The sequence below is a fragment of the Cryobacterium sp. 10C3 genome, assembly GCF_034314285.1.
GTDB lineage: Bacteria > Actinomycetota > Actinomycetes > Actinomycetales > Microbacteriaceae > Cryobacterium > Cryobacterium glucosi.
Window position 1 is genome coordinate 275,223 of sequence record NZ_JAVIWF010000002.1, and the last position, 22,022, is coordinate 297,244.

General features: G+C 69.1%; 21 protein-coding genes and 1 pseudogene. 11 read left to right on the forward strand and 11 right to left on the reverse strand.

Features of this window, described 5'->3' with window-relative positions:
* Window positions 1-9: 9 nt before the first annotated feature.
* Genes RGU41_RS01865 through RGU41_RS01875 form a run of 3 tightly spaced genes read left to right on the forward strand, consistent with a single transcriptional unit; the run spans window position 10 to window position 3,334 of the window.
* Window positions 10-1,557, forward strand: coding sequence for a UxaA family hydrolase (locus tag RGU41_RS01865; RefSeq protein ID WP_134559596.1), 1,548 nt, complete (start codon window positions 10-12; stop codon window positions 1,555-1,557).
* A complete protein-coding gene (locus RGU41_RS01870; RefSeq protein WP_322135361.1) occupies window positions 1,557-2,678 on the forward strand; it encodes a sugar kinase in 1,122 nt (373 codons plus the stop codon). The genes RGU41_RS01865 and RGU41_RS01870 overlap by 1 nt, the downstream gene beginning before the upstream one ends.
* Window positions 2,675-3,334, forward strand: a complete 660-nt coding sequence (locus tag RGU41_RS01875) for a bifunctional 4-hydroxy-2-oxoglutarate aldolase/2-dehydro-3-deoxy-phosphogluconate aldolase (protein WP_134559592.1) — start codon at window positions 2,675-2,677, stop codon at window positions 3,332-3,334. The genes RGU41_RS01870 and RGU41_RS01875 overlap by 4 nt, the downstream gene beginning before the upstream one ends.
* A gap of 101 nt (window positions 3,335-3,435) precedes the next feature.
* Here the strand turns inward: RGU41_RS01875 and RGU41_RS01880 are convergent, their stop codons facing one another.
* Entirely contained in the window at window positions 3,436-4,035 is a 600-nt protein-coding gene (locus RGU41_RS01880) for a histidine phosphatase family protein (protein WP_322135362.1), read from the reverse strand.
* A 289-nt stretch (window positions 4,036-4,324) separates the two neighbouring features.
* Between RGU41_RS01880 and RGU41_RS01885 the strand changes: the two genes are divergently transcribed.
* The 5 genes from RGU41_RS01885 (at window position 4,325) to RGU41_RS01905 (ending at window position 9,012) form a co-directional block, all read left to right on the forward strand.
* Entirely contained in the window at window positions 4,325-5,137 is an 813-nt protein-coding gene (locus RGU41_RS01885; RefSeq protein ID WP_322135363.1) for a hypothetical protein, read from the forward strand.
* 314 nt (window positions 5,138-5,451) lie between these two features.
* A complete protein-coding gene (locus RGU41_RS01890; RefSeq protein ID WP_322135364.1) occupies window positions 5,452-6,420 on the forward strand; it encodes a phospholipase in 969 nt (322 codons plus the stop codon).
* A 123-nt stretch (window positions 6,421-6,543) separates the two neighbouring features.
* Entirely contained in the window at window positions 6,544-6,969 is a 426-nt protein-coding gene (locus RGU41_RS01895; RefSeq protein WP_134445931.1) for a hypothetical protein, read from the forward strand.
* 75 nt (window positions 6,970-7,044) lie between these two features.
* The gene (locus RGU41_RS01900) at window positions 7,045-8,064 is read left to right on the forward strand and encodes an LLM class flavin-dependent oxidoreductase (protein ID WP_322135365.1); all 1,020 of its coding nucleotides are present in this window, start codon (window positions 7,045-7,047) and stop codon (window positions 8,062-8,064) included.
* Between the two features lie 138 nt (window positions 8,065-8,202).
* Window positions 8,203-9,012, forward strand: coding sequence for an endonuclease/exonuclease/phosphatase family protein (locus tag RGU41_RS01905; protein WP_134445929.1), 810 nt, complete (start codon window positions 8,203-8,205; stop codon window positions 9,010-9,012).
* Between the two features lie 68 nt (window positions 9,013-9,080).
* On the opposite strand, the gene RGU41_RS01910 is transcribed toward RGU41_RS01905, so the two are convergent.
* Together RGU41_RS01910 and RGU41_RS01915 are read right to left on the reverse strand one after the other, a co-directional pair.
* Entirely contained in the window at window positions 9,081-9,833 is a 753-nt protein-coding gene (locus tag RGU41_RS01910; protein ID WP_322135366.1) for a potassium channel family protein, read from the reverse strand.
* A 91-nt stretch (window positions 9,834-9,924) separates the two neighbouring features.
* Complete coding sequence (locus RGU41_RS01915) at window positions 9,925-10,383, reverse strand: GyrI-like domain-containing protein (RefSeq protein WP_166787227.1); 459 nt, start codon at window positions 10,381-10,383, stop codon at window positions 9,925-9,927.
* Between the two features lie 121 nt (window positions 10,384-10,504).
* Between RGU41_RS01915 and RGU41_RS01920 the strand changes: the two genes are divergently transcribed.
* Together RGU41_RS01920 and RGU41_RS01925 are read left to right on the forward strand one after the other, a co-directional pair.
* Window positions 10,505-10,933: a VOC family protein gene (locus RGU41_RS01920; protein WP_134445926.1), complete on the forward strand. Its 429-nt coding sequence runs from the start codon at window positions 10,505-10,507 to the stop codon at window positions 10,931-10,933.
* A gap of 196 nt (window positions 10,934-11,129) precedes the next feature.
* The gene (locus tag RGU41_RS01925) at window positions 11,130-11,990 is read left to right on the forward strand and encodes a DarT ssDNA thymidine ADP-ribosyltransferase family protein (RefSeq protein ID WP_322135367.1); all 861 of its coding nucleotides are present in this window, start codon (window positions 11,130-11,132) and stop codon (window positions 11,988-11,990) included.
* Window positions 11,991-12,015: 25 nt separating this feature from the next.
* Here the strand turns inward: RGU41_RS01925 and RGU41_RS01930 are convergent, their stop codons facing one another.
* From RGU41_RS01930 to RGU41_RS01945, 4 genes are all read right to left on the reverse strand, one after another.
* Window positions 12,016-12,570 (reverse strand): MOSC domain-containing protein, encoded by a 555-nt coding sequence (locus tag RGU41_RS01930; protein ID WP_322137279.1) that lies wholly within the window; start codon window positions 12,568-12,570, stop codon window positions 12,016-12,018.
* Window positions 12,571-12,639: 69 nt separating this feature from the next.
* Window positions 12,640-13,416, reverse strand: a complete 777-nt coding sequence (locus tag RGU41_RS01935; RefSeq protein ID WP_134559578.1) for a hypothetical protein — start codon at window positions 13,414-13,416, stop codon at window positions 12,640-12,642.
* 23 nt (window positions 13,417-13,439) lie between these two features.
* The gene (locus RGU41_RS01940; RefSeq protein ID WP_322135368.1) at window positions 13,440-15,725 is read right to left on the reverse strand and encodes a putative bifunctional diguanylate cyclase/phosphodiesterase; all 2,286 of its coding nucleotides are present in this window, start codon (window positions 15,723-15,725) and stop codon (window positions 13,440-13,442) included.
* Entirely contained in the window at window positions 15,722-17,989 is a 2,268-nt protein-coding gene (locus RGU41_RS01945; RefSeq protein WP_322135369.1) for a putative bifunctional diguanylate cyclase/phosphodiesterase, read from the reverse strand. The genes RGU41_RS01940 and RGU41_RS01945 overlap by 4 nt, the downstream gene beginning before the upstream one ends.
* A gap of 162 nt (window positions 17,990-18,151) precedes the next feature.
* On the opposite strand from RGU41_RS01945, the gene RGU41_RS01950 reads away from it, so the two are divergent.
* Window positions 18,152-18,682 (forward strand): flavodoxin domain-containing protein, encoded by a 531-nt coding sequence (locus tag RGU41_RS01950; protein ID WP_322135370.1) that lies wholly within the window; start codon window positions 18,152-18,154, stop codon window positions 18,680-18,682.
* Window positions 18,683-18,712: 30 nt separating this feature from the next.
* Here the strand turns inward: RGU41_RS01950 and RGU41_RS01955 are convergent, their stop codons facing one another.
* The 4 genes and pseudogenes from RGU41_RS01955 to RGU41_RS01965 all read right to left on the reverse strand — a co-directional run bounded on the left by RGU41_RS01955 (window position 18,713) and on the right by RGU41_RS01965 (window position 21,995).
* Window positions 18,713-19,321, reverse strand: coding sequence for a C-terminal helicase domain-containing protein (locus RGU41_RS01955; RefSeq protein WP_322135371.1), 609 nt, complete (start codon window positions 19,319-19,321; stop codon window positions 18,713-18,715).
* 108 nt (window positions 19,322-19,429) lie between these two features.
* Window positions 19,430-19,495 (reverse strand): annotated as a pseudogene (locus RGU41_RS20680) (hypothetical protein); the annotation flags it as partial.
* Complete coding sequence (locus RGU41_RS01960) at window positions 19,492-20,121, reverse strand: SNF2-related protein (protein ID WP_322135372.1); 630 nt, start codon at window positions 20,119-20,121, stop codon at window positions 19,492-19,494. The pseudogene RGU41_RS20680 and the gene RGU41_RS01960, both read right to left, overlap by 4 nt.
* Complete coding sequence (locus RGU41_RS01965) at window positions 20,085-21,995, reverse strand: hypothetical protein (RefSeq protein ID WP_322135373.1); 1,911 nt, start codon at window positions 21,993-21,995, stop codon at window positions 20,085-20,087. The genes RGU41_RS01960 and RGU41_RS01965 overlap by 37 nt, the downstream gene beginning before the upstream one ends.
* Between the last annotated feature and the right edge of the window lie 27 nt (window positions 21,996-22,022).

Genomic DNA, 22,022 nt, shown 5'->3' on the forward strand with positions numbered 1-22,022 from the left:
AAAGATCTCATGAGCCACATCAACAGCATTGCGACCGGCACATCCGTGCTCGTCATGGCGGAAGGCGACGATGTCGCCGTTGCCCTCCGGGACCTCGTTCCCGGTGAAGCCATCACCCTGGGGGACAGCGTTCTGAATGTGATCGGGGCCGTCCCGAGCGGCCACAAGATCGCACTCGGATCGGTTGCGGTCGGGGAGAAGGTCCTCAAGTACGGCCAGTCGATCGGCACCGCAACGGCGCCGATCGTGCGCGGCGAACACGTGCACAGCCAGAACCTCGGTATGGACCTCGGTGCCCGCGTGCACGAGTTCGGTACCGTGCACACCGAGCTGCCCGCCCCGACGGGAGCCCGCCGGACCTTCGACGGCTACCGCCGGGCGGACGGCCGCGCCGGCACCCGCAACTACATCGCGATCCTCACGACGGTCAACTGCTCCGGCACGACCGCGAAGCTGATCGCGGACCGCTTCCGCGGCGACCTGCTCGACCGCTTCCCGCACGTCGACGGCGTCATCGCCCTCACGCACCAGAGCGGCTGCGGCCTGGTCCTCGAGAGCGAGGGTGCGCAGATGCTCGTCCGCACCCTCAACGGCTACGCGGCCCACCCGAACATCTCCGGAGTGCTCGTGCTCAGCCTCGGTTGCGAAATGACCCCGGCCGACGTCATCCTCGGCCAGGGCGAGCTTCCGGCAGACACCCTCGTCACGACCCTCTCCATCCAGGAGACCGGTGGCATGCGCGCCACCGTCGCAGCGGGCGTCGAAGCCATCCTCGAAATGGCGGAGAAGCTCGACGAACGACGCCGCGAACCCATCGACATCTCGGAACTCGTCCTCGGCCTCAACTGCGGCGGCTCCGACGGCTACTCCGGCATCACCGCGAACCCGGCCCTCGGCTGGGCCTCGGACGTCCTCGTCGCCAACGGCGCAACATCCGTTCTCGCCGAGACGCCTGAGATCTACGGCGCCGAGCACCTGCTCACCGCCCGCGCCACGACCCGCGAGGTCGGCCTCAAGCTGATCGACCGGATCAACTGGTGGGAGAAGTACATCGTCACCGGTGGCGGCACCATGGACAACAACCCCTCTCCCGGCAACAAGGCCGGCGGCATCACCACCATCCTGGAGAAGTCGCTCGGCGCCGTCGCGAAGGCCGGCCGCGCCGACCTCGCAGCGGTCTACGAATACGCCGAACCGATGACCACCCGGGGCCTCGGCTTCATGGACACCCCCGGCTACGACCCGGTGTCCGTCACCGGACTCGTCGCCGGCGGTGCGACGGTCGTCGTCTTCACGACCGGCCGCGGCTCGGTCTTCGGCTGCAAGCCCACCCCGAGCATCAAGGTCGGCACCAACACGGCGCTGTTCGTGCGCCAGGGCGACGACGTCGACATCAACGCCGGACGGATCGCCGATGGCACCGCCCGCGTCGAAGAGGTCGGCGCCGAGATCCTCGACATGATCATCGCCGTCGCCTCCGGAAAGCAGACCACGAGCGAAGAGTTCAACGTCGGCCAGGAAGAGTTCGTGCCGTGGCACATCGGAGCGGTGACCTGATGACCGACGAGCAAGCAGGCGCCCAGGCACTGCAGGAGGAGCCGGGCAACCCGGTCGCCTCCGGCGCCGACCAGGGCGAACCGCAGGTGGTCTGCTTCGGCGAGACCATGGGCATGTTCACCCCCACCTCGACGACGTCGCTCGACATCGCAGAGGGCTTCCGCCTCGGCGTCGGCGGGGCGGAGTCCAACGTCGCCGCGCACCTCGCCGAGCTCGGCCACCACGTGGCCTGGGCCGGCAATGTCGGCCAGGACCCGATCGGCACCAAGATCATTTCGACGCTCGACTGCGGGGGAGTGGACACCCGCTGGGTGAACCGCACCGCGGTCAGCCCGACCGGCCTGTACCTCAAGGAGCCGGACACCGGTACCGGCGCGCACGTCTTCTACTATCGTGCGGGTTCCGCCGCCTCCGAGCTGGGCGTGGCGGATGCCGGGGCCTGGCCCCTCCAGTCCGCCCACCTGATCCACACGAGCGGCATCACGCCCTCGCTGTCGCCGAGCTGCTCCGCCCTGGTGGAACACGTGCTCGACCACGCGGCGGAGTGGGGCACTTCGGTGTCCTTCGACGTCAACTACCGGTCCAAGCTCTGGCCCGTGAGCGTGGCCGGTCCCCGGCTGCGTGAGCTCGCCGGCAAGGCGACGGTCGTCCTCGTCGGACTCGACGAAGCCGCCACCATCTGGGGCTGCGTCACCTCCGACGACGTGCGCGCCCTGCTGCCCGACGTGCCCTACCTCGTCGTCAAGGACGGAGCCGTCGACGCGACGGAGTACGCGCTTCTGCCCGACGGCACCCGCCTCACCACGGTCGTCCCTGCCCACAAGGTCGAGGTCGTCGAGCCGGTCGGAGCCGGAGACGCGTTCGCCGCCGGTTACCTGTCCGCACTCATGAACGGCGAGTCGTCCGAAGTCCGCCTGAACCACGGGCACTCGCTCGCCGCCTGGGCGCTCGGCAGCCGCGAGGACTTCCGGCCCGGCCACGGGCTGTTCGCAGCAACTCCCGCAGCCGCCGCCGGATCCGCCGCCGGATCCGGCGCCGGATCCCCGGCCGCCGTCGGGAACGCTCCCGACACCCACGACTCACATTCCGATCTCACCGATCTTAGGAGACTGACCGTATGACCAGCACAACCGCCCTTCCCACCAATGAGTGGTTCCCTGGAGACTTCTTCCGGATTCCCGTCCTCGCCGTTCTGCGTGGGCTCTCGCTGACCGAATCCGTGCGCCTCTCCGAGCGCGCCTGGGATGCCGGTGTCCAGCACGTCGAGATCCCGATCCAGACCAGTGACGCGGTTCCCGTCCTGAAGGCCGTCGCCGAGGCGGCCGCCGAGCGCGGCCTCGTCGTCGGCGCCGGCACCGTCACGACCCTCGAGCAGCTCGACGCCGCCGAGAAGGTCGGCGTCGCCTTCACCGTTTCCCCGGGCTTCAGCCCGGAGATCGTCGCGGAGAGCGTTCGCCGCGGCATCCCGCATCTTCCGGGGGTGGCTACTGCGACCGAGATCCTCCAGGCTCGTGCGCTCGGCCTCCGCTGGGTCAAGGTCTTCCCGGCCTCGATCCTCGGCCCGAACTGGGCGAAGTCGATGAAGGGGCCGTACCCCGACATGAACTTCATCGCCACCGGAGGGGTCACCGCGCTCAACGCGCCCGACTTCCTCTCCTCCGGAGTCAGCGTCGTCGGCCTGAGCTCGTCCTTCGCGGACGACGCCCAGCTCGAGCTCGTGCGCGGCCTCATCGCCGCCAGCGCAGCATCCGCTCTGACGGGTGCCGGCCGGAAGTAAGACTCAGCGAGAGCGAGTCGCACAAAGACTGCGGCGTCCAGGACGTGCTTCGGCCCCTGGACGCCGCGTTTGCGGTTTAACGCGCGGCCGGGAACGGTACGTCAGAGAACCGGGTCCATCGAGTTCAGGTGGCAGGCGTCGTTCCACATCTGCAGCACACGGTTATCGCGTTCCCAGCCGAGGGTGGACACCGTGGCGGTCCCGAGGCTGAAGTGCTTCCCCGAGGAGGCAGGCAGGCCCATCCAGCGCGCCGTCATGATGCGCAGGAAATGTCCGTGCGCGAACACGGCGACCGGGCCCGGAGCTGCGAGGCACTGCTCGATCGCGAGGTCGGCACGCGCGCCGACCTCGTCTGCGGACTCGCCGCCGGTCATCGAGTGCGTCCACACGGACCAGTCCGGGATCTCCCGGCGGATGGCCTCGGTCGTGCGCCCCTCGAACACGCCATAGTCCCACTCGAGAATGTCCTGGGAAGCGATGCCCTGCGCGGCATATCCCGCGCGCTCCATGGTTTCCCAGGCCCGCTGAAGCGGGCTGGACAAGACCGTCGGGAACGCCTCGCCGTCGAGCATCTCGCCGAGCGCGTCCGCCTGCTGCCGACCGAGGTCGGTCAGGGGGATGTCGGTGCGGCCGGTGTGCCGACCGGAAATGCTCCACTCGGTCTGCCCGTGCCGGATCAGGACGATGTCGTGCGCGGTCATGATGAAACCTCGTGATCTTCAGCGTCGTGGGAACGTCCGCGGATATCGACCGGAATGAACATGTCGATTCTTCGAGTTTAGACAGGCTCGTCGCGGAGCCTGACGGGGCACGCGTGCGGAACGCGCCCCGATACCCATGACTTTCGGAGGAAAAAGTGAGGGTTTGTGCAGGAATCCCGGCCACTATGGCCGATTCGCCTGCGCAGCATCCGAGCGCGTGGGCCCGAGACCAGTGAGCGCTGGCCCACGAGCCCTGTTCGTGCGCCCGCGTTTGCGACACCGGGACTATATGACATCGCATTCAGCACCACCCCGCCGCTCACCGCATTCTCGCCGGATCATCGCCATCTCCCTGGCCTCCGCCGTCGCCGTGGCCCTCGTCACCGGGGGCTCATACGCCCTTCAGGCCGCGAACGCCGCCCAGGACCGCGTGACCGCCACCGCAGCCCTCTCCGCGAGCACCGGCCGCCAGCACGACCAACTGGCCGTGTACGACTCGATCGCCACCGTGCACGCGAAGGACGCCGCCGCCGTCGCGCTCGACAGGGCCAACGCGGTGCTCGCTGCCGCCAAGGACAAGGTCGACGCGACCACCCTGAGCGACGTCGCGAGCTCGCTCGCGAGCTACCAGGTCCTGCCCATCGACGAGGTCGAGTCGCTCACCCAGCGCACGGCCGCCATCTCGACAAGCGTCGAAGCCGCTGCGGCCGAAGCAGACCGGGTCGCCGCCGAGAAGGCCGCTGCCGCAGCCGCTTCGGCAGAGGCCCAAAGGCTGCAGGCCCTCGCCTCAGCGAACACGCCCGCGGGCGCGAAGGCGGTGGCCCAGGGCCTGGCCGCCTCGAAGTACGGCTGGGGCGACGGCCAGTTCAGCTGCCTCGTGCAGTTATGGCAGAGGGAGTCCGGCTGGTCGTACACGGCCCACAACTCGAGTGGGGCCACCGGTATCCCGCAGGCTCTTCCGGGGAGCAAGATGGCTTCGGCCGGCTCCGACTGGGCCACCAACGCCGCGACGCAGGTCGCGTGGGGTCTCGGCTACATCGCCGCCTCCTACGGGACGCCGTGCGCGGCCTGGGCGCACTCCGAGGCCTACAACTACTACTGAGTGCCCGCTGATCGGGAGCCGCGTTCCACCGATCCGGATGCCCGTGGCCGGAAATAGGCCCCTGCATTCCTGAGAAAACCTCAGAAAAGCGGAATCGCGCTCAACAAGGGCGGCGGGCCGGGACTAGTGCGGCCCGCCACCCCTGCAGAACCCGGTTGACCGGTTACCCCGTGGATGACTTGTGGAGGTTTTGGTCGGGACTTTGCCAGAAAGCGTCTGCACTATGGCCAATTCGCCCGCGCCGTCACCGAGAGCGTGGGCCTGACACTCAGCGAACCTGGCGGTTTTCGAGCCGGTTCTCGATGGCAGGAATCATGAACTCAGCTCAATCCGCACCAGATTCGCCAACAGATTCGGCTCCGGTCGACACCCGGGCCTCGCGCAGGAACGGATCCAGGGGACGTCGCCCGAAACGGTTCACCCTCGTCACGGCCGGTCTCGCGATCGCCGCGATCGTGGCCGGAAGCGGCTTCGCGGTCAGTGCGGCCGCCGAGGCGGCCACCCGTTCCCAGAGCCGGATCGCGGCAACGGCCGACGTCGCAGCGGCGACAGGCCGGCAACACGACCAGCTCACCGTCTACACCTCGATCGCGAAGGTACACGCCCAGGATGCGGCATCCGCTGCGTTGGTCGACGCCAACCAGGTCGTCGCCGCAGCCGCGAACAAAGTGGATGCTTCCACTTTGACCGCAGCGGCGAGTTCGCTGGCGAGTTTCCAGGTCCTGCCCATCGACCAGGTCGAGTCGTTGACCGCCCGGACCAAGGCCGAGACGACGACCGTGCAGGCTGCGGTCGCAGAAGTCGACCGCGTTGCGGCCGAGAAGACCGCCGCTGAGGCCGCAGCCGCTGCCGCCGCCAGGGCCGCCGCGGAAGCCCAGGCGGCCCAGGCGGCCAAAGCAGCGAAGGCGGCTGCGGCAGCTGCTGCGGCCGCTGCGCCGCAAGCGGCGGCGTCCGTGTCATCGTCGGGGGACAACAGCCCGGCCGGCGCGCGCGCGACGGCGAGTGCGATGGCCTCCTCCCAGTACGGCTGGGGCAGCGGGGAATTCAGCTGCCTCAGTCAGTTGTGGCAGAGGGAATCCGGCTGGAACTACCAGGCGTACAACAGCTCCAGCGGAGCAACCGGCATCCCGCAGGCGTTGCCCGGCAGCAAGATGGCCTCCGCTGGCTCGGACTGGGCATCGAACGCGGCGACGCAGATCAGCTGGGGCCTCGGCTACATCAAGTCGGCCTACGGCACTCCCTGCTCTGCCTGGGCGCACTCCGAGTCCTTCGGCTACTACTGATCGGTCGGGTGCTGACCCGCCGTCGCTCGCCCGCGCCGCTCCACCCGTTCGTCTGTCGGTGGCCACTGTTAGCGTTATTCCATCCACTCCCTGAGGCTCGTGCCGAGACCGAGGAGGACGGAAATGAAGGTTTTGGTGGCCACCGGGGCGACGCAGGGCTCCCGCGGCAGTGACTCGAACGGCTGTATCGAGGGTGAGCTCGTGTGGATGCTCGAGCCGTGCCCGTATAGCCGGTGGGCCCCATACGGGGACTGCGGCTGCGGGCGCTCGTTCAGCGGAATGAACTCGCTCCAGTCCACGACGACGGCGCGGGTATGCGACGTGCCCGGCCTCACGAGGGACTACTACGAGCAGGCCCTGCGCGCGTGTTTCGACGCGCGCGGCTGGTGCGTCTGCTGCCAGGCGCGCCCGGTCCCTGAACTCGTCGACGAGCTCATCACGCTCGCGACGATCCTCGAGGAGGGCACCGTTGTGGAACGCCGCCTCGACAGGCTCACTGTGCGACGGGTGCCCGCGGCGAAGAAGCGGCGCGGGAAGGAGCGTGGGTAGCGCGGCCAGTCCGGGGAGCGGTGGTGCCGCGCGGGCGACGGGAATACCCGGCGGCCCCTCCGCGCTGCACCGGTCATGAAGCGCATCGGATTCCTCTCCTTCGGCCACCACCAGGCGGTGCGGGGCTCCCTTGCCCGCACCGCACGCGACGCCCTCCTCCAGACGGTGGAGCTCGCGGTCGCCGCCGAGGAACTCGGCGTGGACGGGGCATACGTGCGTGTGCACCACTTCGCCCGGCAGTTCGCCTCACCGTTCCCGCTGCTCGCGGCGATGGCGGCGCGCACGAACCGGATCGAGCTCGGCACCGGCGTCATCGATATGCGCTACGAGAACCCGCTGTACATGGCCGAGGAGGCCGCGATCACCGACCTGATCAGCAACGGGCGCCTCCAGCTCGGCATCAGCCGCGGGTCACCGGAAACCGCGCAGCGCGGCTACGAGAACTTCGGCTATGCGCCCGCAGACGGGCAGACCGACGCGGATGTCGCCCGCGAGCACACCTCGGTCTTCCGGGCGGCGATCATCGGGGCCGGTGTCGCGACGCCGAACCCGCAGATGTCCGCTGGAACGGCGCTGTTGCCGATCCAGCCGCAGGCTCCGGGACTGAGCGAGCGGATCTGGTGGGGCTCCGGCACCCGGGCGACCGCGAAATGGGTCGGTGAGCAGGGCATGAACCTGATGAGCTCGACGCTGCTGACCGAAGACACCGGTGTCCCGTTCGGCGACCTGCAGGCGGAGCAGATCGCGATCTACCGTGAAGCCTGGGCCGCCGCGGGCCACACCGGCACGCCGCGGGTGTCCGTGAGCCGCAGCATCCTGCCGCTCGTCACCGAAGAGGACCGGGCCTACTTCGGCCGGCCGGGCAGCCGGGAGTCCGAGGACCAGGTCGGCTACCTCGACGGCGGCCTCGCCCGCTTCGGCAAAAGCTACGTCGGCGAGCCCGACCAGATCGTCGCCCAGCTGAAGACGGATGCCGCGGTGCAGGCCGCAGACACCGTGCTCGTGACGATCCCCAACCAGCTCGGAGTCGCATACAACGCGCGCCTCCTGGAGAGCATCGTCACCCACGTCGCCCCGGGTCTCGGCTGGCGTTGAGGCCGCCGCACGACCCCGGCACAGAACGCGTGGGGAACTGACCGGTAGCCCACTCAAGCGTCCCGAAGCCTTGTGAACCTTTCAGCCGCGCGCGTTAGGCTTGAATCACCACCACGAGTCGGAAGCCAGGTCAGAGACGTGCGGGTCATCAGCTACAACCTCCGGAAGAACCGAGCGGTCGGTGAACTCGCCGCGCTCTCCGTCACCTATGAGCCGGACGTGCTCTGCCTCCAGGAGGCGGACACCCTCGAACTGCCCGACGACATCGGCACCCTGCATCTCGCCGACTCGACCCTGACCAACCGGCTCGGCCTCGCGATCTACTACCGCCAGGACCGCTTCGACGCCGTCACCACCCAGGCCTTCGCGCTCAAGAAGTCCCTGCACGACATGGTGCTGCGCCCGGCGCACGAGCGCCTGATCGGCACCCGGCTCGTTGACAAGGTCGCCGATCGCGAGCTCGTCGTCGCGTCCTTCCATGCTGCGCCGCTGACCGCGCGCAATTCGCTGCGCCGCAACCAGATCCGTTCGGCGCACGAGGAACTCAATCGCCTCGGCCCCGGCCTGCCGACGCTGATGGTCGGCGACTACAACTACCCGATCTTCAAGGGCAACCTCGGCGACAAGGTCACGGAGTCCGGCTACGACCTCACCCTGAGCGACACCCGCACATACACGCGCTACCGGTTCTTCAGGGGTCACTTCGACCTCGCAACCTCGGTCGGCCTGACCATCGAGAATGTCGAGACGCTCCCGCGCGGCACATCCGACCACATGCCGATCTTGGTGACCTCCTCCTACACCGCGGAGCCCGTGAGCCAGACCCTCCGGCAGAGCGCGCGGAAGAGCATCCGTGAGACGGATGCCGCCCGCTCGGTCGCGAGGACCGCGACGACGACCGCGACCGAGACCGCAGCTGCACCGCCGAGCACGGACTTCGACATCTGAGACGGCCGGCCTGCGACCGGTCTGGACCTAAAGGTGCGGGTGCGGGCCTGCGGGTCTGAGCCTGCTCGTCAGTCCGCGGTCGGCGGGGCCGGGAGTGGCTGGCCGACCAGGCGCTCGACGAGGGCCTTGAGCTCGCCGATCTCCACGGTGAGGGCGTCTATCTTGTCCTCGTTGACGCCGAGCTCGACCTTGATGGCCTCCTCGGCCTCGCGGCCGGCGGCGGCGAACCAGGATGCGATGTACGCGGTGATGGTGCCGATCAGCGCGATCCCGGTGACCACGAGGCCGACAGCGACGAGGCGGCCGTCCGTCGTGACGGGAAAGTGGTCCCCGAATCCGACGGTGGCCATCGTGATGAACGACCACCACCAGCCGTCCCACACCGTCACGATGTTCGCGCCGGTCGCGTTCCGTTCCGCATCGGTCACCGCGAGGCCCGCGATGAACCAGACCGACACCGCCGTGATGCCCACGTAGGTCATCACGCGGTTCTTGAGCACCTTACTCAGCCGGCGGGTGGACAGGATCACGACCGAGACCACCCGCAGGGCCCGCAACGGTCGGAACAACGGCAGGGCGACCGCGAGAAGGTCGAGGATATGGGTGCGCATGAACGCGCGTCGATCCTCCGCGAGGCTTACCCGCACCACGAAATCGACCGCGAAGGCCGCCCAGCTGCCGATCTCGATCCACTCGAGGAACAGGTGCCAGCCGGGACTGATCTCCGGCGCAATGATCGGCGTCGCGTACGCGATCAGGAAAGCGATTCCGAGCGCGAGCAGGGGAGTGTCGGTCGCGCGTTCCCAGCGGGAGCTTCTCACATCGCCTTCTCCTGGCTCGTCATGGTCGCAGGTCGCGTGCTCATGTTAGAGGGTGATTGTTGCGCCCGCGTTTCGAAAAAGCGTGGCGGACTCAGGCGAGCGGGAACACGATCCGGGTGCGCCACTTGGCAGGGTCCGGTTCGGCGTCCGGACCCACCAGGTACTCCTCCCACATGTCCCCGGCGACGGTGAGCTTCTGCGCGGTGATCCAGTCCGTCACGGCCGCATACGTCTCGGCCATCGTCTCGTATGAGCCCACGTGGAACGTCTCGACGGCCGGACCGGACGGAAGGTGCACGACCTCGACGGCCCGGGTCGCACTGACCTCGTCGACGACGGGGAATCCGGCGGTCACGTCGACCGCGGCATCCGTGGGGGCGCCGTGATAGAGCGCGATCGGCGGACCGCTCGGGTGGGCGCCCAGCCTGCCGAGTTCGGCGGCGGAGGTACGAAAGGCGCGATCGAAATATTCGGTCAGCCTGCTCATCGGGATCACCTCGTGGACTCCGAGGAACGTGCGGGGTTCGAGGGTGATCTGTTCGGCCTTCATGGAGTCTCCCTGGTCGGTTGCCGGGCCCCGGAGGGACCCGCTGCGGCCCACAGTAGACCGCCGCCCGAAGCGACGTAAGGGTGCATAGTGGTCGCGAAGACCCCAACCCCGAGGAGGGCCCATGGCCGGCAAGATCGGAAACATCGTGTTCGACTGCGCACACCCGCGCGAGCTCTCGCACTTCTGGGCGGACGTACTCGGCTATCCCCGAGCCGAGTGGCCGCCGGAGCTGCGCGAACTCGTACTCACGAGCGACCTCACCGACGCGGACCTCGAGACGCGCAGCATCGCCGGGGATCCGGAGGGCCTGTTGCCGCGGTTGTTCTTCCAAAGGGTCCCGGAGGGCAAGACCGTCAAGAACCGGGTGCACCTCGACATCAGCGCGACACCGGGACGGGCGCCGAGCAGGGACGAGATCGATGCGGAACGGGATCGGATCGTCGCGCTCGGGGCATCTGTGGTTCGCATGGTCGACGAGAAGTGGGGGCCGTTCCCGGAATTCCACTACATCATGGCCGACCCCGAGGGAAACGAGTTCTGCATCCAATAACCGGGTTCAGGGCCGATCCCGGTAACCGCTCGGGGCAAAATCACCGTAGCGTTGAGTCGTGGTCTTCGAACACGGGTATTCGAAGAATGTGGGGGACACGAACACGAGAGGTTTTCTGGCTTTGAGCAACGAATGCATCCACGGACTCGAGGGTGGCCTGTGCGCCATCTGTTTCCCGAAACCGGTTCCGGAGGCTGTGCCCGCGACACCCGCGGTTCGCGCGAGCCGGGCCAAGTCCGCCCCGTCGCCGGCGCGCTCGAAGACGGCCTCGAAGCCTCCGTCGCTGCGGAGCGCCCCGGCAAGCAGCGCCTCCGGTGCGACGAGTGCGACCCGCCCCCGCCCCTCGACCCGGACCAAGTCGTCGATCGGGCCGAAATCCGCCCCCGACAACGTCGGCGAGCAGCGCATCTATCACCTGACCCACATCCGCAACCTCGCCGGCATCCTCGCCAGCGGTGGCCTCCTCGCCGACGCGAGCGAGGCCTGGGCCGTGCGACCCGCCGTCGACATCTCCTCCGTTCCCAACCGTGAGAAGCGCCGCAGCACGCTGATCGCCGGCACCGAGAACACGACCGTCGCGCACTTCGTGCCGTTCTTCCTCTCGCCGAACGCGACCATCTGGGACAGCATCCTCACGAACACCGGCGACCCGCGCCTGTCCAGGGACGCCCCGTATGCGGAGAACTTCGACTTCGTGATCCTCGTCAGCACCGTCAAGAAGGTCGTCGAGGCCCAGTCCGGGCACGGTGAGCCCGCCCTCGGCGTCATCGCCGTGACCGACGGCGATGCAGCGGGCACCCTGACCCGTGTCGGTGCGACGCCGGAGACGAGCGACCGGGTCCTCCGCCGGCTGCGTGCCGAGAAGGATGCCGCAGCGCTCCTCGAGGCCGAACTCCTCGTCGAGGAGACCTTCCCGTTCGAGCTCGTCACCATCGTCGCCGTCGCGAATGACAAGGTCCGTGACGTCGTGCGCGGCATTCTCGCCGAGTCCGGTCACCGCCCGAAGGTCGCGGTGTACCCGCCGTGGTTCCACGCCTCGGAGCCGGTCACCGCTTAGGCCGTCCGACGCGCGAGCGGTCGTCTCAGACGACGTCGAGGGGGACCTGTTCCCCCTCGGGCAGCTCGATCCGGATGATGTCTCCCGGCTGGACCGCACCACCGGACGCGACCACGCTCATCACGCCGGCCTTGCGGGTGATGCGGCCGGCGGCATCCGTTTCGATGAGCTGCTTCATCAGCCCGCCCTGGTATCCGTTGATCAGTGAGCAGGGGTTGCGCAGGCCGGTCAGTTCGACGACGGCGTCGGCGCCGAGGTGCAGCCGGGTGCCGAGGGGGAGCCCGGTGAGGTCGATCCCCCAGGTGGTCACGTTCTCGCCGAGTTCGCCGGGCCGCACGGTGTAGCCGTCGTGGGCGAGCTCGTCGAAGAGCTCGGACGGGATCAGGTGGACCTGGGTGAGGTTCGGCGCCGTCGGGTCCTTCTTCACGTGATAGCGGTGCTGCACGGTCGCACCCGCGTGCGCGTCGCCCTCGACGCCGAGACCCTCGAGCAGGAGGATGCGGGGCGCGGCCGGCTTGCTGAACCGGTGCGCGTCATCGAGGCTCACCGACACGACCGCCGCAGTGTGCTCGGGCCGCATGGCGTGGTCGGGCTGCGTGGGCTGTTCGGGCGGGGAAGTCACCATGAGACGATTCTGGCATGCCGCTCGTCAGCGCCAGGGGCTGGCGTCGACCTGCACGGCCACGACGTAGAGGTGGCGGCCCTGCTCGATCCGCTCGACCTCGTACACCCGCACGGCGGTGTTCACTGTGCTCGGCACCGGATGCCCGACCCCGATCCCGTAGGTCACGGTGCCCTCGAAGTCCCCGGCCGGGGCGTACCGGGTGATGGCGGCCAGGCCGACCGCTTCGCGCGGAGCCTCGAGCACACTCGAGATACCGTCCTCGGTGTGGGCCTGCGCGAGGCGGAACACCACCCGCAGGATGCTGTCGGTTCCGTCCATCGGAATCGTCAGGCCGCTCGCATCTCCGGTCAGGACCGGCACGTATTCGAGTTCATAACCGGGGAAGCCGCCCTCGAACCGGAAGCTCAGCTGGTCGTATGGCGGTGAGGCGAGCGGATGCGCACCCGCACCGATCGAGGTCAGTGACGGGAGCGGCGGACTCGGCGGCGGGGCGATCGGGACCGCGATGTCATGGCCGATCGTTGCCGGTTGCCCGGGTCCCGGCCAGGCCCAGCCGTAACTGATCCGGGCGGAGAGGACCCTGTCACCGGGCTGCGGGGTCGCCGTCGCGTCGTCGGGAGGCGGCGTGGCGCTGTCCGTTCCGGGTGCGGACGGGGAGGCGGTGGGGGACGCGGTGGGGGTGGAAGCAGACGTGGACGTCGGGGCTGGCGTCGGGCTGGGGAACGACGGCGCGCAGCCGGCCAGAACCATGCTGACGGCGAGTACGACGGGAAGTCCGAGCTTTCGTTGGGAGCAGAACATACGGCTCCTCTCCACTCCTCGTTCTACTCCCGGGTCTGCTCCGCAACAAGGCGGGCGGTCAACCAGGCGTCGAACTCGGTGGCGGGAAGCGGCTCGCAGAGCAGGCTGCCCTGGGCGGAGTCGCAGCCGAACCGCACGAGGGCCTCGTATGCCTCGTCACTGTCGACGCCTTCGGCGACCATTCGCAGTCCGAGGCTGTGGGCGAGGGCGATGGCGGAATTGACGAGGGTCGATGAGCGTTCGTCGTGTCCCATCGCGACGATGAACGATTCGTCCAGGCGAAGTTCGTCGATGGCGAGGTCGCGCAGCAAGGCGAGGGAACTGTAGCCCGTCCCGAAGTCGTCGATAGACATCCGCACACCCTGGCCTCGCAACCGGTTCAGCACAGCGCGCGCCCGGGACTGGTCGGCGAGCAGGAACTCCTCGCTGATCTCGAGAGTCAACACGAACGGCGGCAACGCGCGATTCGCGATCATGGCGCCGAGGTGCTCGGGGAGGGCGGCGTCGATCAGCGCGGCCTGGGGAAGCCGGATCGCGACGCCGAGGTCCAGTCCCCGGTCCCGCCAGGCGGCGGCCTGGTCGAGCGCCTGCACGAGCAGGGCCTCCGACAGCGCCCGCACGAGGCCGGCGTCCTCGACGAGATCGACGAATTCGGAGGGGTGCAGCAGGCCACGGACCGGGTGATTCCAGCGGATCCGAGCCTCGGCGGCATGGATCTCGGACGTGTCGAGGTCGATGCGGGGCTGGTAGTGCAGGGTGAGTTGGTCCTGGACGAGCGCCTCCCGCAGTTCCTGAAGGGTGCGCAGGCGCACCTCGCTGTGCCGGTCGTCGTCGGACTGATAGACGTGGAACCCGCTGCCGGTGGACTTCGCCACGTACATGGCGGTGTCGGCCTTGCGCATCAGGGCGCCCAGGTCGCGGCCGTGGCTCGGGTACAGTGCGATGCCGATACTGACGCTCGTCTGCAGGGAAATACCCTCGAGCGTGAAGGGTACGGCGAGCGCCGCCCGCAATCGATCGGCGAGAGCGGATGCCTCGCCATCCCTGTTTCGTGCGACGAGGATCGCGAACTCATCGCCGCCGAGCCGCGCCAGCAGGTCGAGCGGTCCGAGCTCGCGCGCCAGCCGCACGCCCACCTGCACGAGGAGTCGATCGCCGGCATCGTGACCGAGGCTGTCGTTGACCTCCTTGAACCGGTCCAGGTCGAGGAGGAGGAGCGCGCTGCCCTGCTTCCGGTCGGACGCGAGCCGGGCCGCGACGTCGGAATACATGGCCCGGCGATTCGGCAGCCCGGTCAGGTCGTCGGTGCGTGAGAGGTGGTTGAGTCCCCGCTCCCGCGAGATCATCGGGATGACCGCGAGGGCCAGGGTCACGCTCGCGAGACCGATCGCGAGCGCCGAGATGTGATTCTGGGTCGCGTAGACCAGGATCCCGAGTCCCGCGGCCGTTGCGATCGCGGGAACGACGAAGGCCATCACACCGTTCGGCTCCCGCGGCGCCGCGACGACGGGATAGGACGCGCGGTCGACCCAGACGGCGATGAGCGCCAGGCCGATCGCCCAACTGGCATCGAGCAGGGTTCCCAGGGAGTAGCCGCCGTCGAGGAGGGCGTATGCCACGTCGGCGCCCGCGTAGACGACGAGGCCGCCGATGAGAGAGACCCAGGCGCGCCCGGCGTGTCGGCCGTAGAGCGCGGCAACGCCGGCGATAGCAGCGATCAACAGCAGATCGAGCATCGGGTACGCGAGATTCACGAGCGTTTCGAGCGACACCGGTTCGGCGGAAGCAGAGACGAGTACCGGGTTGAGGAGGACGGCCATGAATGCGGCGACACTGACCGAGCCGACGGCACTGTTCAGGAAGGCCGCCCAGGGCACCCTGCGGAGCTGCCGGCGTGCGGTGACGAAGAGGGAGGCAAGGATCAGGCCGTAGAAGGCCAGGTAGAACAGGTCAGCGACCGACGGGGAACCGGGCCCACCGAGGAACCGGGTGGAGATGGTGAAGCTGACGTCACCGAGGAAATTGCACGTGACGGCGGCGGCGGCGAGTGTCACTTCTCGCCGGACGTAGTCGGCCCGGCGGACGGCGGTCCAGCAGACCACGACGGTCGCCAGGCCAGCGAGCTCGGCGAGGACGAAGTCGACGAGGACACTGTAGTCGCCGCCCTTGCCGACGAGCATCACGACGTAGAGGGCGAGCGGTATGCCCATGATCCACAGGGGTCGGCTGGATGGCTGCCCGACGGATGCGTCCATCGTCTGCTCCGGAGACGACTTCAGGGTGCGCGTCCCTCCGCGCAGGATCGTCATGTCGCGACCGGCTCCGCGACCGACCGGCGGTCAGCGAGCCACCGGTCGAAGGCATCCGCTGGGATCGGCCGGGAGATGAAGTACCCCTGGGCCTGGTCGCAGCCGAAGCCGGCGAGGGCGCCGTAGGTGGCGGCGTTCTCGACGCCCTCCGCGACCATGCGCAGCCCGAGGCCGTGCGCGAGCTCGATCGAGGACTTCACGAGCGCCGCGGCGCGCTGGTCGTCCTTGAGCGGGAAGACGAAGGACTGGTCGAGCTTCAGTTCGTCGATGGGCAGGTCACGGAGGTACGCGAGCGAGCTGTAGCCGGTGCCGAAATCGTCGATCGAAATGCGGATGTCGTTCGCGCGGAGTCTGGCCAGAATGTCCCTGGCCCGGTCCCGGTCGCTCATGAGGAAGTCCTCGGTGATTTCCAGTTCGAGCACCGAGCCAGGCAGGCCGCGCTCGGCGAGGAGGCTTTCGATCCGTTCGGGAAGCTCGGCGTCGACGAGGGAACTCGCCGACAGGTTCACGGCGATCGAGAGGGGCAGGTCCCCGGCCCAGGCGGCGGACCAGACCCTCGCCTGGTCGAGCGCGACGGCGAGCACCCGCTGCGTCAGGGCGTGCATGAGCCCTGCCTCCTCGATGAGCACGAGGAACTGGTCGGGGAAGAGGAGTCCGCGGGTGGGGTGCTGCCAGCGCACGAGGGCTTCGACGCCGGCGACGCTTCCCGATGCGAGGTCGATCTTGGGCTGGTAGTGCACGATGAGCTGGTCGTCCTGGAGGGCGAGCCGCAGTTCGGAGAGGGTGCGCAGGCGCAGGTCGCCGTGGCTGTCGTCGTTGCTGCGGTACACGTGGTGGCCGCTGCGGGTCGATTTGGCCTTGTACATGGCCATGTCGGCCTTGCGCATCAGCCCGGTGAGGTCGCTGCCCTGATCCGGGTACAGGGCGATGCCCACGCTCACCCCGGTCTGCAGGGCGATGCCCTCGAGGGTGAACGGCACGGCGAGTGCAGCGCGCACCCGGATCGCGAAGTCGACGGCTTCGGCATGGCCGACGTCGTCGAGCAGGATCGCAAACTCGTCGCCGCCGAGCCGGGCGAGCAAGTCCTGTTCGCGCAGCTCGTTCGACAGGCGGATGCCGGCCTGCACGAGCAGGCGATCGCCCGCATTGTGCCCGAGACTGTCGTTGACCTCCTTGAACCGGTCGAGGTCCAGCAGAAGGAGGGCCCGGCGCCGGCGGGGCTCCCTGGTGATCCGGGCCGTGACATCGCCGTACAGGGCCCGCCGGTTGGGCAGCCCGGTGAGATCGTCGGTCCTGGCCTGGTGCCGCAGCACGATCTGCCGGGAGACGAGTGGCAGGGAAGCGAGGGCGAGGGCGGTCGCGGCCAGCCCGATGGCGAAGCCGGTCACCGGGACCTGGCTCGCGAGGATCAGCACGCCGAGGCCCGCGCCCGTCGAGACGATCGGAACGGCGACGGCCGCGACGCTGTCCTGGGTGTGGCTGTGCGTCTCGGTCTGGCGCGACGAAGCATCGATCCAGACGGCGACGAGGGCGAGTCCGATCGCCCAGCCCGCGTCGAGGGAGGTGCCCGTGACGTAGGCGTCTCCGATGCGCAGGTAGACGATTTCGGTCGCGGAGAAGATCATCAGCCCGAGGACGAGCAGCATCCAGCGCCGGCGCGGATCCGGGCCCTGGGTCGCGGCGGTTCCGGCGATCACGAGCACGAGCATCGCGTTGAAGAGCGGGTACGTCACGACGACGGCGGTCGCGCCGGCCTCGATGGTCGTGCCCACGGAGTCGAGGATCGGGGTGAGGAGCGCGGCGAGCACGGAGCCGGCGCCGAGGATCCCGATCGCGCCCTCGAGGAGCACCGGCCAGCCCGGCGGGCGGCGCTGCCGACGTGCGAGGGCCACGATTGCCGTGACGATCAGGAGATAGAAGAGGAAGTATCCGATGTCGGGGAGGGTCTGGGACTGGTCGGAGTCTCCGGGCCGGAAGTATGCGTAACTGTCCGCTGCGACGACGATCGTGATGGCGCTCGCCGAGAACACGATCTCGCGGCGGTCGAAGCCCGCGCGGACGACGGCGGTCCAGGCGACGGCGACAAGACTCAGCTTCGTGATGATCGCGAGCCACACATCGACGAAGGGGCTGAACTCCGAGCCCTGCGAGACGAGCGCGACGGTATAGACGGAGAGCAGGAGACACATGAACCAGACAAGCCAATTGCCTGATGAGGCCACATACCGGGCGAACGTGCCGAGGCGGCGAGCCAGCGTTGTCATGGTTACCGGTGCCCCTCCGCCTGCGTGTGCCCAGCATATCAGCGGGACAGACCGGATTATCGGGACCACCTCCCGAAGGAGGGGCGGCAGCCAGGGGCGCCGGGGCCGCGGGGAGGAGCAGAATGGCTGTGCAGGCATGACCTAAGGCGCAGGAGGCGGACCATGGTGGTTCTCGTGGGGTATTCGAGCAAGTACGGTGCCACGGAGGGGATCGCGGAGCGCATCGCGCGCAAGCTGCGCGAGGCAGGGCGCGACGCCGAAGCGAAGCCGGTCTCGGTCGTGGAGAATCCCGACCGGTACACCGCGTTCGTGATCGGGAGCGCCGCGTACATGGGCTCCTGGCGGAAGGACGCCGTCGACTTCGTCCGCGGCAACCTCGAGCTGCTCACCTCCCGCCCGCTCTGGTTGTTCAGCAGCGGCCCGCTCGGCACCGCGACCCGCGACGCCGAGGGACACGAACTGATCATCGAGGCCGAGCCGAAGCAATTCGACGAGTTCGTGACCGCGCTCGAACCGCAGGGCACCAAGGTCTTCTTCGGGGCGCTCAACCCGGAGGCGCTGCGCCGCCGCGACCGGCTCGTGCGGATGATCCCGGCCGGCCGGGAGCTGCTCCCTGAAGGCGACTTCCGCGACTGGGTCGCCATCGACGCCTGGGCCGCGTCGATAGCCGCCGAGCTGCCCGCGACCGCTTAGGCCGCTCGCCACCAGCCCCGCCTGCGGGGCTCAGGGCGCGAGGAGCGCCCGGATGTCCTCCGCGGTGAAGTCGTCGCCGACATCCGCTGCCGTCGCCGCACCGTCGAGGCCCGCGCCATCGAGTACCGAGCCGACGAGACGCGCCTTGCGCTCCTTGAGCGCCATCACCTTGTCCTCGATGGTGTCCGCGGCCACGAGCCGGTAGACCATGACCGTGCGGGTCTGGCCGATGCGGTGGGTGCGGTCGATCGCCTGCGTCTCCGTCGCCGGGTTCCACCACGGGTCGAGCAGGAAGACGTAGTCCGCCTCGGTCAGGTTGAGGCCGAAGCCGCCGGCCTTGAGGCTGATCAGGAACACCGGCGCCGTGCCGCTCTTGAACCGGTCGATCACCTCTGAGCGCTTCAGCGTCGAGCCGTCGAGGTAGCAGTACGGGGTGCCCTGGGCGTCGAGGCGTGCGGCTGCCTTGCCGAGGAACGAGGTGAACTGGCTGAACACGAGCGCCCGGTGACCCTCGGCGACGACGTCGTCGAGCTGGTCGAAGAGGGCGTCGAGCTTGCTCGAGGGCACGTCCGCGTAGGTGTCGCCGAGCAGGGACGGGTCGAGGCTCAGCATCCGCAGCAGGGTCAGCGACCGGAACACGATGAACCGGTTCGCGTCGAGGTCCTCGATCAGCCCGAAGAGTTTCTGCCGTTCGCGCTGCAGGAAGGTGTCGTAGAGCGCGCGGTGCCGGGGATTCAGCTCGATGCGCAGTACCTGCTCCTGTTTCTCGGGCAGTTCGCGGGCGACGACGTCCTTGGTGCGGCGCAGGATCAGGGGCGGATGCGGCGGCGCAGCCGGGTGATCAGCGCCGGGTTGCCGGGTTGCCCGGCGTCGTCTGTTGTGCCGGCAGGTCTCACGCCGTGTTCGTCGCGGTTCTCGATCGGGCGGACGTACTCCTCGCTGAACCGGCGGGCGGAGGGGAACAGGCCGGGTGCGACGATCGCGAACAGGGACCAGAGTTCGAGAAGCCGGTTCTCCATCGGCGTCCCGGTGATGGCGAGCTTGAAGGGCGTGTCGAGGTCGCGGGCGCAGGCGTGCAGCCGGGAGGCGTGGTTCTTCAGGAATTGCGCCTCGTCGAGGATCAGCCCTGCCCAGCCCTGGGCTCGGTACGCCGCGAAGTCGAGACGGAAGAGCGTGTATGAGGTGACGATCACGTCGTGGTGCGCGACGGCATCCGTGAGCGTCGTGCCGCCGCGGCCGAGGACGGTCGACTGGGTCGTCTCGACGCCGTGCACGCGGAGCCCGGGGGTGAAGCGGGCGGCCTCGGCGATCCAGTTGGAGACGACGGAGGTCGGGGCGACCACGAGGAACGGGCGGCGCGGTACGGCGGGTGCGGGGCCGGATTCGCGCGTCGCGTGTTCGATCAGGGCCAGCGCCTGCAGGGTCTTGCCGAGGCCCATGTCGTCGGCGAGGATGCCGCCGTACGGCGATGCTTCCAGAGGAAGGCGAGCCAGGCGAAGCCCTCGCGCTGGTACGGGCGCAGGGTCGCGGTCACTCCCTCGGGCACAGGAACGGGCTCGAGGAGGCCATGGCCGTCGCCGTCACGGTCGCCGGCGTCGACCGCGCGGGTCCGTTCGAGCAGCCCGGACACCGCGGACCGCCAGGCCGTTGCTTGCTCGGTGTGTTCGGCGAGGTCCTCGAACTCCGCCCAGAGCTGGGCCTGGTAGCGGCTGATCCGCAGCCCGGTCTCCCACTCGGTGAGGCTGCGGGCCTCGTCGATGAGCGTCCGCAGGCGCTCGAACGCGGGCTGGCGCAGCGAGAGATAGGTGTTGTCGATCATGAGCAGCTTCGGCTTGCCCAGGGCGAGTGCCTTGAACAGTGGGCCGAAGGGCACGGTGCGGCCGTCGATCGTGACGATCACGCCGAGGTCGAACCAGTCCCTCTGGTTCGTCTCGACCGTGGTGATGGTCAGTTCGGGCGTCGCGGTGAGTTCGCGGTAGCCCGGATCCGCGCCGATCCGGTCGATCCGCAGCCCTCTCAGCTCGTCGAGCCGGGGGAGTTCCCCTGAGGTGAATTCGGCCGCGTCGAGCCCGCGGAGCGTGTCCGGAGGCGAGCCGGGTGCGGTGCCTGGGTGAGTTGCGGAGAAAACACCGTCGCGGCGCGGAGGAAGGTGCTTTGTCCGCAACTCGACCGCCGCGATGAGCGCGGCCTCCGCGGAGGCGTCCCGACCGGCGGGGCGGCCGGGGCCAGGGCCGGCGTCGAGCGGGACGCGCGTGACGGCACGGCCCTCGCGGTACTCCCAGTCCCAGGCGAGGCTCAGCGCCTGCTTGGGGAGGAAGCGCACGGTGAGCACCAGGACGGGAGCGGCGGCCTCCGGGAAGGTCACCGAGGCATCCGTGCTCGTCACCGGGAGCGCATGACGGAGGCTCGGGTAGAAGTCGCCGAGGAACTCGGCCGTCTCGGACGCGGGCACGGCCACGGTGGCGGGCACCCCGAGCAGGCGGCTCTGCTCCGGGCTGAGCGGGCCGCGGGTGGGTGCGAGGAGGAAGGAGAGGGCGAGGGCGGGGGACCGGGGCGGGGACTTCGTCGAGGTCGGGGTCGAGGTCGGCGACGCGGGGGGTGTCTGCGCATAGACGTAGACGCCGTGGCTGCCGATCGCGCCGGCCTGGGCCGGGGGCTGCGCATTGCCGTCGATCGTGAGTGTCGTGGTCAGGCGCAGGCCGGGCGCGCTCCCAGCAGGAGCCGTTGCCGCAGTCTCGGACGGGGATTGTGTCACGTCGAGTGCGACCACGGCTTCCGCCGCCACGGTGACGGTCGCGCCCTTCTTCGTGCCGACGAGCGCGATCCCGAGCCGGCGCGCTTCGCCGAGGTGGGCCCAGAGCAGGGAGCTCTCGAAGTCGTCGAGGTAGAGCCAGTCGGCCTCCTGGTTCGTGTACACCCCGCGCACCGCGCGGTTCAGGGCCCAGAGTTCGCTGAGCCAGCGCTTGTGCTCGGGGTTGAGGGCGAGCCGGTTCACGTGGAAGCTCAGCTGGTTCCATGTCACGCTGCCACGCACCCAGTTGCCACGCGCGTTCAGGACGACCGGGCGCACGCCGAGCCTGAGCGTGCCGTGGCCACCGCGGAGGCTCGTGACCGTCTGCGCCGTCGGCCCGCGCCAGCGTTCATCGGTGCGCGGGGTCAGCTCGCGCAGCTCGAACTGGAGTCCCATCGCCGTCGGGGCGGCGGTTCCCGGGGAAGCCGCAGCGCTCCCCAGTACTCCGGCGGGCGGTCCAGCGGGGGTCTGGGCGCGCATCCGCCACCCCGGCGCCGGTGCAGGGGGCCCGGTCTGCGACATTCCCCCATGCTCTCACGCTCCCGCAGC